This window comes from Vibrio cortegadensis (assembly GCF_024347395.1).
GTDB classification, from domain to species: domain Bacteria; phylum Pseudomonadota; class Gammaproteobacteria; order Enterobacterales; family Vibrionaceae; genus Vibrio; species Vibrio cortegadensis.
This window is the reverse complement of sequence record NZ_AP025472.1, coordinates 584,808-599,348: the sequence shown is the minus strand read 5'-3', so window position 1 is coordinate 599,348 and position 14,541 is coordinate 584,808. Positions and strand designations below refer to the sequence as shown.

Sequence of the window (14,541 nt, the reverse complement as noted above, 5' to 3'; positions counted from 1 at the left end):
TTGCTGAATTATGCTTCGTCGCCGAACCAACAAATGTTACGTGCAGCCATGATTAGCTCACCTGCGCGTTCTTCTGTTAGATCTTCGATACCTTCAAGTTCGTCTACACCTTGGTCAGCAAGGTCTTCAAGTGTTACTACACCTTTTGCTGCCAATTTGAATGCCATCTCGCGCTCAAGACCTTCAAGACCTAATAGATCTTCTGCTGGCTCAACACCATCGAATGTCTCTTCTTGAGCAAGGGCTAATGTAGTTAGAGCATCTTTTGCTCGGCCACGTAGCTCTTCAACAATACCTTCGTCCAGACCATCAACTTCTAATAGTTCATGTACTGGTACGTAAGCCACTTCTTCAAGTGTTGAGAAACCTTCTTCAACAAGCATTTCTGCAAAATCTTGTTCGATATCAAGGTGCTTCATGAAGCTTTCAATAGCAGCTACTGATTCTTCTTGGTGCTTCTTCTCTAGATCAGCAACTGTCATTACGTTAAGTTCCCAACCAGTAAGTTGTGAAGCTAGACGTACGTTTTGACCACTACGGCCAATAGCTTGAGCTAGGTTATCGGCTTCAACAGCAATATCCATTGAGTGCGAATCTTCATCAACAATGATTGATGCTACGTCAGCTGGAGCCATTGCGTTGATAACGAATTGCGCAGGATTATCATCCCACATAACGATATCAATACGTTCGCCACCTAAGTCGCCAGAAACAGCTTGAACACGAGCGCCACGCATACCAACACACGCACCGATTGGATCAATACGTTTATCGTTAGTTTTCACTGCAATTTTCGCGCGTGAACCAGGATCACGAGCAGCACCTTTCAGTTCAATTAGCTCTTCACCAATTTCAGGCACTTCTACGCGGAATAATTCAACTAGCATTTCAGGTTTTGAACGAGTTACGAACAGTTGGAAACCACGAGCATCTGGCTTAACTGCATATAGTAAACCACGAACACGGTCACCTGGACGGAAGTTTTCACGAGGAAGTTGGTCATCTCGTAAAATTACCGCTTCTGCTTGGTTACCAAGATCCAGAACAACTGTATCGCGGTTAACTTTTTTCACAACGCCAGTAACTAAGTCACCCTCGTTATCAATAAACTGTTCAACGATTTGAGCACGCTCAGCTTCACGTACTTTTTGTACGATAACTTGTTTTGCTGTTTGAGTAGTAATACGGTCAAACGTTACTGACTCAATTTCGTCTTCAACAAAACCGCCAAGCTCTAGGGTTTCATCTTCATACTGTGCCGCTTCAATTGAAATCTCTTTTGTAGGGAATTCAACTTCTGCTACCACTTCCCAGCGACGGAAAGTTTCAAAATTACCGCTCTTACGGTCAATTTCAACACGCGCTTCAATTTCTAAAGCGTGTTTTTTCTTAGTGGCTGTAGCCAATGCGATCTCTAGTGCTTCAAAGATACGCTCACGAGGAAGTGCTTTCTCATTAGAAACAGCCTCAACTACCGCTAAAATTTCTTTGTTCATTAATCTAGCCTCTTAAGCTCTTCTCTCTAGGAGAACTAAAATTTAGGGATTAGGTTAGCTTTAGAAATATTGCTCAATGCAAAATGTTCTTCTTGCCCGTCAACAGTTACAGTGATGGTCTCACCTTCAACTGCATTGATCGTACCTTTCCACTTGCGGCGGTTAGCAACGGCCATTTTTAATACGATGCTTGCCTCATGACCAATAAATTGTTGGTAATGATTTGCATTGAATAGTGGTCTTTCTAAACCTGGTGAAGATACTTCTAGGTTATACGCCACAGAAATAGGATCTTCAACATCTAACACTGCACTTACTTGACGGCTAACTTCAGCACAATCTTCTACAAAAATTCCATTTTCATGGTCAATGTAGATACGTAGTGTTGAGTGCTCACCAGCACGAATAAATTCCAATCCAACTAACTCATAGCCTAATGCAGCCACTGGCGCATCTAGCATCTCAGTAAGTTGTCTTTCTAAACCAGTCATTTAACCACTCCAGAAACAAAAAAAGGGCTCAGAGCCCAATTTAAATCCCAAGCAAACTACCCATACAATTTCGAAAATCGAAAAGTACAGATAACAAAAAACCCCGAAAATCGAGGTTTATGTTGCTGGACCCTGATGTGTTAAGTATATAGTCTCAGAGGACTTTTACACTTAACTCGCAGTGAGGTTCACACTGCGCAAACTTGCGACCAAATCAATCATTAAAGAATAATCAAAAATGGTTGCGGGAGCCGGATTTGAACCGACGACCTTCGGGTTATGAGCCCGACGAGCTACCAAACTGCTCCATCCCGCGTCCGACTTAATGAGATTATACACTCTCAATTAAGGTTTTTACAAGTTTGTAAATATGGTGCCGAGAGAGGGACTCGAACCCTCACACCCTAAGGCACTAGCACCTCATGCTAGCGTGTCTACCAATTTCACCATCTCGGCATCAAAGAACTTTTTCGAAAAAAAGTTATTGAGGAATTTCGTCGCTAGATTTAGCTGGAACTTCGCTCATTGTGTCATCAGCTTGTTGGATAACTTGACCTTGAGTAGGGTCAATCCACTGAGACTCAGTTTTATGTGTAGACATATTACCAAGCACTAAGCTAAGAACAAAAAATACTGTTGCAAAAATTGCTGTCATTCGGGTTAAAAAATTACCTGAGCCACCAGCACCAAACACTGTGTTTGAAGCGCCAGCACCGAATGAGGCTCCCATATCTGCGCCTTTACCTTGTTGAATCAACACGAGGCCAATTACACCAACCGCTGCCAACAGGTAAATCACAAGTAGAACTGAAAACATTTTTCCACCTATGTTCCGAATAGTTGAGCCAGCACTGCTTTAAATCATTAAATTTTAAAACAAAGCTAACGACCTCCTAACTGAAGGCCGAGCAATACTAGCGAAAGGATGCTTAACTGACAAGAAGAAATTGCTAAAAAACGTCAACTTCAAGTTTAAACGGTCAAAAAAAGGACAAACAATGCCAAGTTCCCTATCCAACCATGACAAGGAACCTGCACTTTCGTCATTTGAGCCTAACAGCTTGCTTTGACTGCCTCTGCAATGTTATCAGCAGATCTCTGCACTAAATCAGCATCTTCACCTTCAACCATTACACGCAATAATGGCTCGGTTCCAGACTTGCGTAATAATACGCGTCCTTTTTCACCAAGTTCGGCTTCAACATCTAAAACAGACTGTTTTACTGCTTCCGCATCTAACGGATTAGAATCACCACTAAAGCGAACATTGATAAGAACCTGTGGATACAGTGTCATGCCTTGAGCCAACTCATTTAATGTCATTTCACTGTCGATAACAGAAGCTAACACTTGTAGAGCAGCAACAATAGCATCGCCTGTGGTCACTTTATCGAGCAAGATAACGTGACCTGAGTTCTCAGCACCGATTTTCCAGCCTTTAAGCAACAATTGTTCCATGACGTAACGGTCGCCTACCGCCGCTCGTACAAATGGAATACCAAGCTGTTTAAGTCCGTTCTCCATGCCAAGGTTTGTCATCAGCGTACCGACAACACCACCTTTTAGTTCACCGCGACGTAGTGCATCACGAGCAATGATATAAGCAATTTGGTCGCCATCGACTTTATTACCTAATTCATCCACCATGATGATACGGTCACCATCACCATCAAATGCAAGCCCAAGAGCTGCTTTCTCTTCGACTACACGTTTTTGCAGTGCACGAACATCGGTGGCTCCGACTTCATGGTTAATGTTAGTACCAGTCGGCTCAACACCCATAGCGATTACATCAGCACCAAGCTCTTTGAATACGCTTGGCGCAATGTGGTATGTCGCTCCATGCGCACAGTCAATTACGATTTTCATGCCCGCAAGACTTAAATGACTTGGGAATGTACTTTTACAAAATTCGATATAACGACCTGCGGCATCATTAAGACGGACCGCTTTACCTAGATCTGCTGATTCTACACACTCAATATCTTTATCTAACTCAGCTTCGATCGCTAACTCTATCTCATCTGATAACTTTGTTCCTTCTGAAGAGAAGAACTTAATACCGTTATCGTAAAAAGGGTTGTGTGATGCAGAAATGACAATCCCCGCTTCCGCTCGGAAAGTTTGTGTTAAATACGCAACAGCTGGTGTTGGCATTGGTCCAGTAAACGTCGCTTGCAAACCCGCAGCCGCTAAACCAGCTTCCAATGCAGATTCAAGCATGTAACCTGAAATTCGAGTATCTTTACCAATAATGACTTTCTTCGTGCCTTGTTTTGCTAGCACTCGACCAGCAGCCCAACCAAGTTTTAATACAAAATCAGGGGTAATCGGATATTGACCAACTTTCCCCCGGACACCATCTGTGCCGAAGTAACGTCTGTTTGACATGTTTATTCCTTAAATTATTATTTGGCTCAATTATAAATTTCGAGTAGTTGCGTTGACAATTTTCATCGCTTCTATTGTCTCTTCAACATCGTGGACTCGAATAATTTGAGCTCCTTTTAAAGCAGCAATCGTTGCACATGTTACGCTTGCGACCATGCATTCCGCAGGCGCTTTATCGAGTAACTTAAATACCATTGATTTACGTGACATCCCCGCAAGAATCGGCAAACCAAGAGCATGAAATTGATCTAAATGCGCAAGAAGTTGGTAATTATGATCGATTGTTTTCCCAAAGCCAAATCCAGGATCTAAAATCAGCTGTTCTTTCTGAATTCCTACCGCTTCACACGCCGCGATTCTCTCTTGTAAGAATGACGTTACATCAACCAACAAGTCTTGGTACGACGGTGTGATTTGCATGGTGCGCGGCTGCCCTTGCATATGCATAAGACAAACAGGAACTTGCGCCTTTGCTGCCACTTCTAACGCTCCCGGCTCTTGAAGTGCCCGAACGTCATTAATTAGATCTGCCCCAGCGGCAATCGCTTGCTGCATCACCTCAGCTTTACTGGTATCGATAGAGATCCAAACATCGGATATTTCTCGGATCGCTTTAATGGCAGGAATGACTCGGTTCAACTCATCTTCCAACGTAACATCCGGGGCTCCAGGCCTTGTTGATTCCCCACCGATATCAATGATGCTTACGCCAGCATCAATCATGCGCTGAGCTTGAATCAGCGCTTTATCTAACAAATGATACTTTCCACCATCAGAGAAAGAGTCAGGGGTAACATTGAGAATCCCCATCACATGTGGGCGATCGAGGTGAAGCTGTTTATTATTTGCTTTTAAAATCATCGTTGGTTATACCCCAAGAAAACACATATCGCTCTTCGATATACTCATGCTCATTATCGCTAAACGATAGAAACAGAAAAGCCCTGAGTTTCCTCAGGGCTTAATATCATAATTCAATTATTCTGAATCTTTATCTTTCGTTTCAACGTCCGGTTTCGGTTCTGTGTCTTGAGTTTCAGCCGCTGATTTTACTTCAGCTTTTGCTTCGCTCTTAGCAGATTCACTACCGTTAACTTGATCAGCCCAACCTGCTGGTTCGCGAATATCGTCTTTGCGTTCCATTAAGTCATCAATTTGGCCAGCATCAATCGTCTCATATTTCACCAATGCATCTTTCATTGAATGCATGATATCCATATTTTTCTCAAGAATTTTTCTAGCTCGGTCGTAGTTACGATCAATGATAATTCGAACTTCGTCATCAATCAGTTTAGCCGTGTCATTCGAAACATGTTTCGTTTGAGTTACGCTACGGCCTAAGAACACCTCACCTTCATCTTCTGCATAAAGCAGAGGACCAAGTTTTTCAGAGAAGCCCCACTGAGTCACCATCTTACGAGCAATATCAGTTGCACGTTCGATATCATTTGATGCGCCAGTAGAGACTTTGTCTTTACCGTAAATCAACTCTTCAGCTAGACGACCACCGTACAAACTAGAAATCATTGATTCTAGATGTTGGCGATTCATACTCACACGATCTTGCTCAGGTAGGTACATCGTCACACCTAACGCTCGACCACGAGGAATAATAGATACCTTATACACTGGATCGTGTTCAGGAACTAAACGACCAACAATTGCGTGCCCAGCTTCATGGTAAGCCGTCGATTCTTTCGTTTCTTCAGACAACACCATTGAACGGCGCTCAGCACCCATCATGATTTTATCTTTGGCAAGTTCGAACTCAACCATAGAAACGTTACGTTTATTACCACGAGCAGCAAATAGAGCAGCTTCATTGACTAAGTTTGCAAGGTCGGCACCAGAGAAACCTGGAGTACCACGTGCAATTAGTGATGGCTCAACATCGCCCGCTAGTGGAACTTTACGCATGTGTACTTTCAAGATTTGCTCACGACCTCGAACATCAGGAAGTCCAACAACCACTTGACGGTCAAAACGACCAGGACGAAGCAATGCAGGGTCTAGTACATCAGGACGGTTGGTTGCAGCGATAACGATAATACCTTCGTTACCTTCAAATCCATCCATTTCAACAAGCATTTGGTTTAGTGTTTGTTCACGTTCATCGTGTCCACCACCAACACCTGCGCCACGTTGACGACCTACAGCATCGATCTCATCAATAAAGATAATACAAGGTGCTGCTTTCTTCGCTTGTTCAAACATGTCACGCACACGAGATGCACCAACACCAACAAACATTTCAACAAAGTCAGAACCTGAAATAGTAAAGAACGGTACTTTTGCTTCACCAGCAATCGCTTTAGCAAGTAGCGTTTTACCCGTACCAGGAGGACCAACTAACAAGATACCGGTAGGGATCTTACCACCTAGCTTTTGGAAACGGCTTGGGTCACGAAGGTAATCAACTAGCTCTTTTACATCTTCTTTTGCTTCATCACAGCCAGCAACGTCAGAGAACAATGTTTTGATCTGCTCTTCGCTCATCATGCGAGCTTTACTCTTACCGAAAGACATCGCGCCTTTGCCGCCACCGCCGCCTTGCATTTGACGCATGAAGAATATCCATACACCGATAAGCAAGATCATTGGGAACCAAGAGATAAAGATAGTACTTAGTAAGCTCTGCTCTTCTGGCGGAGTACCTTGTACTTTCACTTTCTGATTAATTAAGTCGTCAAGAAGCTTGCTGTCATAAACGGGCATGTAAGTAACAAACTTAGCACCACCACTACGACGAACATAGGTTATTTGACTGTCATTAAATTGTGCTTCTTGTACTTGGCCTTGGCCAACTTCTTGTACAAATGTGGTGTAATCAACCGCTCTACCGTTACTTTCACCAGGGCCAAAGCTCTGAAATACCGACATTAAGACGACTGCGATTACTAGCCACAGGATTAAATTTTTTGCCATGTCACTCAAGGTGTAAGCCTCGCGATAACTAATTGTAATTAAAGGTAGGGTACTACAGTTTGTAACCTGTAGCTATAGTGTTAAGTTTTGCTTTTGCAAGCAAATCGTTAACCTTTGTAACCAGTGGCTACGATATAGACTTCACGGGAGCGAGCTCTCGAAGAATCTGGTTTTCTTATTTTAACTGCTTTGAACATATTGCGTATTTCCTTGGTGTACTGATCAAATCCTTCACCTTGGAATACTTTAACTACAAAGCTACCATTTGGGGCTAGAACTTGTCGACACATATCCAACGCTAATTCAACCAAATACATACCTCTTGGCTGATCTACCGAAAGATTTCCAGCCATGTTCGGAGCCATATCAGACATCACAACATCTACCATGTCAGGCTGAATTCTTTCTAGCAAGGCCTCTAATACCGCATCTTCACGGAAATCACCTTGCAGAAAAGCCACTCCCGCAATAGAATCCATTGGGAGAATATCACAAGCAATGACTTGTCCTTCCTCGCCAACAATTTCTGTTGCATATTGTGACCAACCTCCAGGTGCAGCACCTAAATCCACCACTGTCATACCTGGTTTCAGCAATTTATCTTTATTCTGAATCTCTTCAATTTTGAAAATTGCACGTGAACGATAGCCTCTTTTTTTGGCTTCATTCACATACTTATCATCAAAATGTTCTTTCAACCAGCGGCCTGAACTGGCCGAGTGTTTCTGTTTACTCATTAGATTCCTAACTCGTTGGTCGACATCAATGCCTAATAAATTATAGTCTTCGGGATTAGATGGCGCTAAAATAGGTTTTTTCAACCCTTATAATAAAGAAAATTGGCCGCATAATGAACCTAAGCACCAAACAAAAGCAGCACCTAAAAGGCCTAGCTCACAGTTTAAAACCTGTTGTGCTAATGGGCGCAAATGGACTAACTGAGGCTGTTCTAGCGGAAATCGATCTTGCTCTGAATCACCATGAACTGATCAAAATCAAAGTCGCATCAGAAGATCGCGAAACTAAGCAATTGATTATTGACGCTATTGTTCGTGAAACAAGCGCAGAAAAAGTACAAACTATTGGTAAAACATTAGTACTATTCCGCCAGACACCTGAGCGTAAAATCGAGATCCCTCGTAAATAACAGTTCGCATTAATTGCAAACTTTGTTACGAAATAGAAAAAGGCCGCATTGCGGCCTTTTTAGTTTTCAACGCTAAAATTGAAAATTAAATATATTCTACTTTATCAATTTCAAAGTCTTTATCGCCACCAGGAGTCGAGATAATCACTTCATCCCCCTCCATTTTGCCCACTAATCCGCGTGCAATTGGTGATTTAACAGAAATTCTGCCAGATTTAATATCCGCTTCATCTTCAGAAACAATTTGATATTTCACTTCTGCGTCGGTATCAACATCGATCAAAGTAACGGTAGTACCAAAAATAATTTTTCCGGTATTTTCCATTTTAGTCACATCAATGATCTGAGCAACAGATAGCTTATATTCAATATCACGAATTTGAGCTTCACAGATACCTTGCTCTTCACGAGCAGCATGATATTCAGCATTCTCCTTTAAATCGCCAAGCTCACGAGCTTCGCCAATTGCAGCTGAAATAATAGGACGCAGCTTCAACAATCTTTCTAATTCTTCTCGCAGTTTACTTTCACCACGAAGGGTCATTGGAACCTTTTCCATTACGTAACCTCTATGCCAAAGTTTTCTTTGGACAAAAAAACCCTCTTAGCACAACAGCTAAAGTAGGGATTAACTAACATGCTATTAGTTTAAACAAACTCAAGAGCTAAATCATCTTAATTAATTTTTCCAAGCATGAAACTACCATTCGACTCACAGGAATTAATTTTTCGTGGCTATCAAAAATAGCTAAATCGATAGAAATTGGGCATACCAATATAAAAAAAGCTAAAAAAAACGCAAATCCCCGCCAAAATAACATTCGACATAAACAATATAAAACAACAGCTTACGAATATAGAAAAGCAATAAAACAGTGTTCATAACTTTCATTTATATCATTTTACTAACGAGCTGATGAACTTTAGGGGTAAAAAGTAACCACAGATTACTTGAGCTTGCTTCGTACATCGCAGATATAGCGAATCAGATTTAAGCAAATAGAGAGTACTCGAGCGGGAACTTCCTCTCGCATAATTTATGGACAGTAAATTTAGGACTTATAACAATGAAAAAGACATTAATTGCACTTTCTGTAGCTGCTGCTGCAATCGCTACTGGCGCAAACGCATCTGAACTCTACAATCAAGATGGTACTTCTCTAGAAATGGGTGGCCGTGCTGAAGCTCGTCTATCTATGAAAGATGGCAAAGTTGAAGACAAATCACGTGTTCGTCTTAACTTCCTAGGTAAAGTTGAAATCCAAGATGGCCTATACGGCGTTGGTTTCTACGAAGGTGAATTCGTAACTGACCCAGCAACAGTAACAGACACTAATGGTAATGACGTTTCTGTTGATAGCCTAGATAACCGTTACGCTTACGCTGGTATCGGTGGTGAATTTGGTGAAGTAACTTACGGTAAAAACGACGGTGCTCTTGGTGTAATCACAGATTTCACTGATATCATGGCTTACCACGGTAACTCTGCAGCAGACAAACTTGCGGCTGCTGACCGTACAGACAACATGATCTCGTACAAAGGTTCTTTCAACGCTCTAGATGTTAAAGCAAGCTACCGTTTTGCTGACCGTGTTGAAGGCACAACAACTAACCCTGGCGAATACGGCGACAACGGTGAAGATGGTTACTCTCTATCTGGTATCTACACTATCGGCGAAACTGGCCTAGCACTTGGTGGTGGTTACGCGGACCAAGCAGACCAAAACGAATACATGCTAGCAGCATCTTACACAATGGGTGATCTATACTTCGCTGGTGTATTCACTGACGGTGAAAAAGACAAGAAAGATGCAGACTACACAGGTTACGAGCTAGCAGCAGCTTACACTATGGGTCAAACTGTATTCTCTTCTACTTACAACAATGCAGAAACTGATGGCGAAACATCAGCAGATAACATTGCTGTAGATGCAACTTACTTCTTCAAGCCTAACTTCCGTGGCTACGTATCTTACAACTTCAACCTAATCTCTAAAGGCGACAAGCTAGGTGAAGTTGGTGCTGGTAACGGTTCTGCAACATCTATGGATGCTGAAGATGAACTAGCTTTAGGTCTACGTTACGACTTCTAAGTCTAACCTGATTCTAAATTAGTCTCAGATACAAAATGAATTTAAACGCCTGCTCTCTAGCAGGCGTTTTTTTATGTATGTATACTCATAACTACTCCTTTTCTAGAAGTTTTTATTATGCGTTCGCTATTGCTTGTTTGTTGTTTACTGTTTTCTCAATTCTCTCTCGCATATTCACCTACTTCTCATTTGCCAAATGGCAGCCGTAGCAGTTTAATCATTCAATCATTGTCTTCAGATAACGCAGTCATAAAGCAAGACTCATCTTCACTCTATCCTCCAGCCAGCACTTTAAAACTATTAACGGCTCTCGCGACCAAGTTAGAGCTAGGTGATGATTTCTATTTTCCGACCACTCTTGAAAGAAGCGGCCGAGATCTGATTATTCGCTTCTCTGGTGATCCAACACTCACAAGAGCTCATCTAAAGCAGTTATTCATCCGGCTAAAGCAGATGGGGACTCATTCGATAGACGGTAACCTCTGGTTAGATAATTCAGCATTTACTGGATACCCGCGTGCGGTAGGCTGGCCTTGGGATATTTTAGGAGTCTGCTACAGTGCACCATCTACCGCAATTACTCTCGATGGCAACTGTATTCAGGCATCAATCTATACTCAAACTAATGGCTCAACGCGCGTTCACGTCCCACAACATCAACCGATCACCGTTTCTTCAAATGCCACCACGGTATCTAAAGCAGGACAAAATGCGACGCAGTGTGATTTGGAACTGCAAACCTTCGACAATAATCGTTATGCACTTTCCGGCTGCTTAGTGTCGCGTACAAAGCCTCTGCCTTTGAAATTTGCTCTTCAGCAACCCGAACTCTATACACAAGCTTTAATCACTCAGATTTTGCATGAATTAAACATGACAATCAGCGGAGATATTTTCATTGGCGCTCCTGCGAATAAAGGTTCGAGTGAATTCATCGCTGAGCACCGTTCAGAAAAGCTCCCACAGTTACTCGATATCATGCTAAAAAAATCGAATAACTTAATCGCAGACAATTTAACAAAAACGCTAGGTGCGCACTTTTTTGTCCAACCGGGCAGTTTTGGTAATGGCACACAAGCGATCAAGCAAATACTGTTTGCAAAAGCGGGTATAGACTTAACAGATGCACAACTGGTTGATGGTTCTGGGTTATCAAGAAATAACCGCATAACCGCATCAGACATGTCTCATGTTCTGCACTATATCTGGGAAAATGATCAGCAACTTAACTTGATAAAACTGATGCCTGTCGCTGGAAAGAATGGAACCTTGAAATATCGCTCTAGCATGAGAAAAAACCCAATTTCAGATCAACTTATCGCTAAAAGTGGTTCTTTATACGGTACTTACAATATGGCGGGATACGGTTTAAATAAAAATGGTCAACCTGAAACGATGTTTATTCAATTTGTGAGTGACTACTTCCCAAGTAAGAGCGGCGATGGCAAACCAGTCACCGCTCCTATCACATTATTCGAACAAGAATTTTATCGTGATGTTTTAAAAGCAAGTCAGGCTAAACCTAAAAAGTAATTCACCACGGTAAAGTAGATCCACATACCTGAAATATCAACGATCGAGGCAAGTACAGGGCTAACTAGGACCGCAGGATCAAGCTTGATGACTCTGGCTAATATTGGCAATAGCCCTCCTAAGGTCGTTGATATCGTCACTTGGATAAACAGAGCGACTGCAATAGCAAAAGCAATCAAATGGATATCAAATCCCCCTGTTGATTGAGCATCGCCAAATAATAGTATGCGCCCCATCATCACTGCTGAAATCGCAATCGCTAGGCATATCGCTACCCGGCTCTCTTTCCAAAGAACAGATATCCACTGCCTTTTCTTAAGATCTCCAGTCGCTAACGCCCGTATCACCAATGTCGCCGCTTGCGTGCCAGTATTACCACCGGCGGCAGCGATAACTGGCATATAAATCGCGAGCAACATCAATTGGCTTAATGTGTTTTCATACTGAGCGATAATCAGCCCAGAGATGATACCGAACAAAGCCAGAATAACGATCCAACCGACTCGCTGTTTAACGTGCTCCAGCACACTCGTCGCCAAATACCCCTGAGTGGTCTCCGCTTCTGAACGAATGAAACCCAATTGGTGAGCATAATGACGCGCTCGTTTGTCATAACCTTCCAGCTCTAACAGTGAGAGTAACTCCTGCACATACCCAACCGTGCAGTGATTCAAAACCCCCACGGCTTCTTCAATCGACATCACCGTCAATAAGTGGATCTGGTGTGACTGTTCATATTGTAAAAACGCATTCGTCGCAGCGCTGATCTCCGCATTCGAAAAATGAGTATTGTGGTGTTGAAAAATGTTGTTCATTACCGTCATGGCGAATCTCCCGATTGGCATTGGTAACGACCATCTGTATAGCTCAAGCGCACTGCAAGATACCTATACAAAAGTACATATAAGAGAAAATAGATTGGGAAAACTGGATACAGTGTCATTAAAAATAAGCAATAGAGTCATGCTCATTCAGTTTGACAGGAATAGTCCCCTACCGTTGGGTAGGAGTGAAGATCACCGATACCGAAACGGGTTATTTTGCTCCCTTAGCGCTTTTTACCCAGCAACTGGGAGGATGGTCGGTATGGTTCATAAAAATCTCCAAAGATACTGCCTTACTGGCAGCGGCGGTATTCTAACAAAAAAAACAAACCAAGCCCATGAATTAGATGAGTAAAGCATCACATTTACTTCGTTTTTTAAGTATAAAAAAAGGCATCATCACGATGCCTTTTTGAATTACGTTCTACTATTGATAACCACTATTATTTGATCGTAATACGAGCAAATTTACGCTTACCAACTTGGTAAACCGCCGTTCCAACTTCAGGAACGAGTTTATTATCTTCAATTTTAGCGCCATCAATCTTAGCTGCGCCTTGCTTGATCATACGCATCGCATCTGAAGTCGAGTTCACTAAAGCCGACTCTTTTAATACGTTAGCAATTGGCATACCTGCTTCGAATTCAAACTCAGGCATATCTTCAGGTATTTGATTCTTCGCGAAACGGTTCACAAACTCTTGCTCTGCTGCATCAGCATCGGCTTCTGAGTGGAAACGAGCGATGATCTCTTTAGCCAATAGAACTTTCACATCACGTGGGTTCTTACCTGCATCAACGCCTGCTTTCAATTCCGCAACTTCTTCAAGTGGGCGGAAAGAAAGGAGTTCGTAGTAGCTCCACATCAAGTCATCTGAAATAGACATGATTTTACCAAACATTTCGCTTGGCGCTTCGCTAATGCCGATGTAGTTATGTGCCGATTTAGACATCTTCTTAACGCCATCTAAACCTACCAATAGCGGCATCATCAATACAGCTTGAGGCTTTTGTCCGTGTGCTTTTTGTAGTTCACGACCCATCAGTAGATTGAACTTCTGATCGGTACCACCAAGCTCAACGTCCGTTTCCATCGCAACAGAATCGTAACCTTGCAGTAAAGGATACATAAATTCATGAATAGCGATTGGCTGACCACCAGCATAACGCTTTTTAAAGTCATCACGTTCAAGCATACGAGCAACGGTTTGGTTCGATGCTAAACGGATCATACCTTCAGCACCTAATTCAGATAACCATTCAGAGTTGAACTGAATTTTAGTACGTGCCGGATCGAGAATTTTAAATACTTGTTCTTTATACGTTTCAGCATTTCTCAATACATCTTCACGGCTAAGTGGTGGACGCGTCGTATTTTTACCTGACGGGTCTCCAACCATTGCTGTGAAATCACCAATAAGGAAAGTAACTTCATGGCCGAGATCTTGAAAGTGACGCAGTTTATTAAAAATAACTGTGTGACCAAGGTGGATATCGGGTGCAGTTGGATCGGCACCTAGCTTAATACGAAGAGGACGATCCTCTTTCAGCTTTGCAATTAGTTCTTCTTCCGGTATTAGCTCTTCTACACCGCGTTTAATTTCAGCAAGTGCTGCTTCAAAACTCGCCATTGTTGGTTGC

Annotated in this window: 13 protein-coding genes and 2 tRNA genes; 3 read left to right on the top strand and 12 right to left on the bottom strand. The window is 42.4% G+C overall.

Annotated features, from left to right (window positions below; all coding sequences use genetic code 11):
- Nucleotides 1-8 precede the first annotated feature (8 nt).
- The 9 genes from nusA to rlmE form a co-directional block, all read right to left on the bottom strand.
- Nucleotides 9-1,496 (bottom strand): transcription termination factor NusA, encoded by a 1,488-nt coding sequence (nusA, locus tag OCV39_RS02845; RefSeq protein WP_261888887.1) that lies wholly within the window; start codon nucleotides 1,494-1,496, stop codon nucleotides 9-11.
- A 35-nt stretch (nucleotides 1,497-1,531) separates the two neighbouring features.
- Nucleotides 1,532-1,987, bottom strand: a complete 456-nt coding sequence (gene rimP / locus OCV39_RS02840) for a ribosome maturation factor RimP (RefSeq protein WP_017054106.1) — start codon at nucleotides 1,985-1,987, stop codon at nucleotides 1,532-1,534.
- A 239-nt stretch (nucleotides 1,988-2,226) separates the two neighbouring features.
- Nucleotides 2,227-2,303: transfer RNA gene (locus tag OCV39_RS02835), tRNA-Met, on the bottom strand.
- Nucleotides 2,304-2,358: 55 nt separating this feature from the next.
- Nucleotides 2,359-2,443, bottom strand: a tRNA-Leu gene (locus OCV39_RS02830).
- A gap of 25 nt (nucleotides 2,444-2,468) precedes the next feature.
- Nucleotides 2,469-2,804, bottom strand: coding sequence for a preprotein translocase subunit SecG (gene secG, locus OCV39_RS02825; protein ID WP_261888886.1), 336 nt, complete (start codon nucleotides 2,802-2,804; stop codon nucleotides 2,469-2,471).
- A 236-nt stretch (nucleotides 2,805-3,040) separates the two neighbouring features.
- A complete protein-coding gene (gene glmM, locus OCV39_RS02820) occupies nucleotides 3,041-4,378 on the bottom strand; it encodes a phosphoglucosamine mutase (RefSeq protein ID WP_017054108.1) in 1,338 nt (445 codons plus the stop codon).
- A gap of 30 nt (nucleotides 4,379-4,408) precedes the next feature.
- Nucleotides 4,409-5,239: a dihydropteroate synthase gene (gene folP, locus OCV39_RS02815; protein ID WP_171755937.1), complete on the bottom strand. Its 831-nt coding sequence runs from the start codon at nucleotides 5,237-5,239 to the stop codon at nucleotides 4,409-4,411.
- Between the two features lie 117 nt (nucleotides 5,240-5,356).
- Nucleotides 5,357-7,303, bottom strand: coding sequence for an ATP-dependent zinc metalloprotease FtsH (gene ftsH, locus OCV39_RS02810; RefSeq protein WP_171755936.1), 1,947 nt, complete (start codon nucleotides 7,301-7,303; stop codon nucleotides 5,357-5,359).
- A 107-nt stretch (nucleotides 7,304-7,410) separates the two neighbouring features.
- Nucleotides 7,411-8,040, bottom strand: a complete 630-nt coding sequence (gene rlmE / locus OCV39_RS02805) for a 23S rRNA (uridine(2552)-2'-O)-methyltransferase RlmE (protein WP_017054111.1) — start codon at nucleotides 8,038-8,040, stop codon at nucleotides 7,411-7,413.
- Between the two features lie 113 nt (nucleotides 8,041-8,153).
- On the opposite strand from rlmE, the gene yhbY reads away from it, so the two are divergent.
- The gene (yhbY, locus tag OCV39_RS02800; protein WP_017054112.1) at nucleotides 8,154-8,450 is read left to right on the top strand and encodes a ribosome assembly RNA-binding protein YhbY; all 297 of its coding nucleotides are present in this window, start codon (nucleotides 8,154-8,156) and stop codon (nucleotides 8,448-8,450) included.
- A gap of 85 nt (nucleotides 8,451-8,535) precedes the next feature.
- On the opposite strand, the gene greA is transcribed toward yhbY, so the two are convergent.
- Complete coding sequence (gene greA / locus OCV39_RS02795; protein ID WP_113799192.1) at nucleotides 8,536-9,009, bottom strand: transcription elongation factor GreA; 474 nt, start codon at nucleotides 9,007-9,009, stop codon at nucleotides 8,536-8,538.
- Nucleotides 9,010-9,517: 508 nt separating this feature from the next.
- Here greA and OCV39_RS02790 point away from each other — a divergent pair.
- Complete coding sequence (locus OCV39_RS02790; RefSeq protein WP_136995550.1) at nucleotides 9,518-10,543, top strand: porin; 1,026 nt, start codon at nucleotides 9,518-9,520, stop codon at nucleotides 10,541-10,543.
- 117 nt (nucleotides 10,544-10,660) lie between these two features.
- A complete protein-coding gene (gene dacB, locus OCV39_RS02785) occupies nucleotides 10,661-12,076 on the top strand; it encodes a serine-type D-Ala-D-Ala carboxypeptidase (protein WP_261888885.1) in 1,416 nt (471 codons plus the stop codon).
- On the opposite strand, the gene OCV39_RS02780 is transcribed toward dacB, so the two are convergent.
- Nucleotides 12,055-12,900, bottom strand: coding sequence for a magnesium transporter (locus tag OCV39_RS02780; RefSeq protein ID WP_017054116.1), 846 nt, complete (start codon nucleotides 12,898-12,900; stop codon nucleotides 12,055-12,057). The genes dacB and OCV39_RS02780 overlap by 22 nt on opposite strands.
- A 443-nt stretch (nucleotides 12,901-13,343) precedes the next feature.
- Nucleotides 13,344-14,531 (bottom strand): tyrosine--tRNA ligase, encoded by a 1,188-nt coding sequence (gene tyrS / locus OCV39_RS02775; RefSeq protein ID WP_017054118.1) that lies wholly within the window; start codon nucleotides 14,529-14,531, stop codon nucleotides 13,344-13,346.
- Nucleotides 14,532-14,541 lie beyond the last annotated feature (10 nt).

Coding starts and splice junctions, on each gene's coding strand:
- nusA (WP_261888887.1), bottom strand. CDS start 1,496: ATGAACAAAGAAATTTTAGCGGTAGTTGAGGCTGTTTCTAATGAGAAA.
- rimP (WP_017054106.1), bottom strand. CDS start 1,987: ATGACTGGTTTAGAAAGACAACTTACTGAGATGCTAGATGCGCCAGTG.
- secG (WP_261888886.1), bottom strand. CDS start 2,804: ATGTTTTCAGTTCTACTTGTGATTTACCTGTTGGCAGCGGTTGGTGTA.
- glmM (WP_017054108.1), bottom strand. CDS start 4,378: ATGTCAAACAGACGTTACTTCGGCACAGATGGTGTCCGGGGGAAAGTT.
- folP (WP_171755937.1), bottom strand. CDS start 5,239: ATGATTTTAAAAGCAAATAATAAACAGCTTCACCTCGATCGCCCACAT.
- ftsH (WP_171755936.1), bottom strand. CDS start 7,303: ATGGCAAAAAATTTAATCCTGTGGCTAGTAATCGCAGTCGTCTTAATG.
- rlmE (WP_017054111.1), bottom strand. CDS start 8,040: ATGAGTAAACAGAAACACTCGGCCAGTTCAGGCCGCTGGTTGAAAGAA.
- yhbY (WP_017054112.1), top strand. CDS start 8,154: ATGAACCTAAGCACCAAACAAAAGCAGCACCTAAAAGGCCTAGCTCAC.
- greA (WP_113799192.1), bottom strand. CDS start 9,009: ATGGAAAAGGTTCCAATGACCCTTCGTGGTGAAAGTAAACTGCGAGAA.
- OCV39_RS02790 (WP_136995550.1), top strand. CDS start 9,518: ATGAAAAAGACATTAATTGCACTTTCTGTAGCTGCTGCTGCAATCGCT.
- dacB (WP_261888885.1), top strand. CDS start 10,661: ATGCGTTCGCTATTGCTTGTTTGTTGTTTACTGTTTTCTCAATTCTCT.
- OCV39_RS02780 (WP_017054116.1), bottom strand. CDS start 12,900: ATGACGGTAATGAACAACATTTTTCAACACCACAATACTCATTTTTCG.
- tyrS (WP_017054118.1), bottom strand. CDS start 14,531: ATGGCGAGTTTTGAAGCAGCACTTGCTGAAATTAAACGCGGTGTAGAA.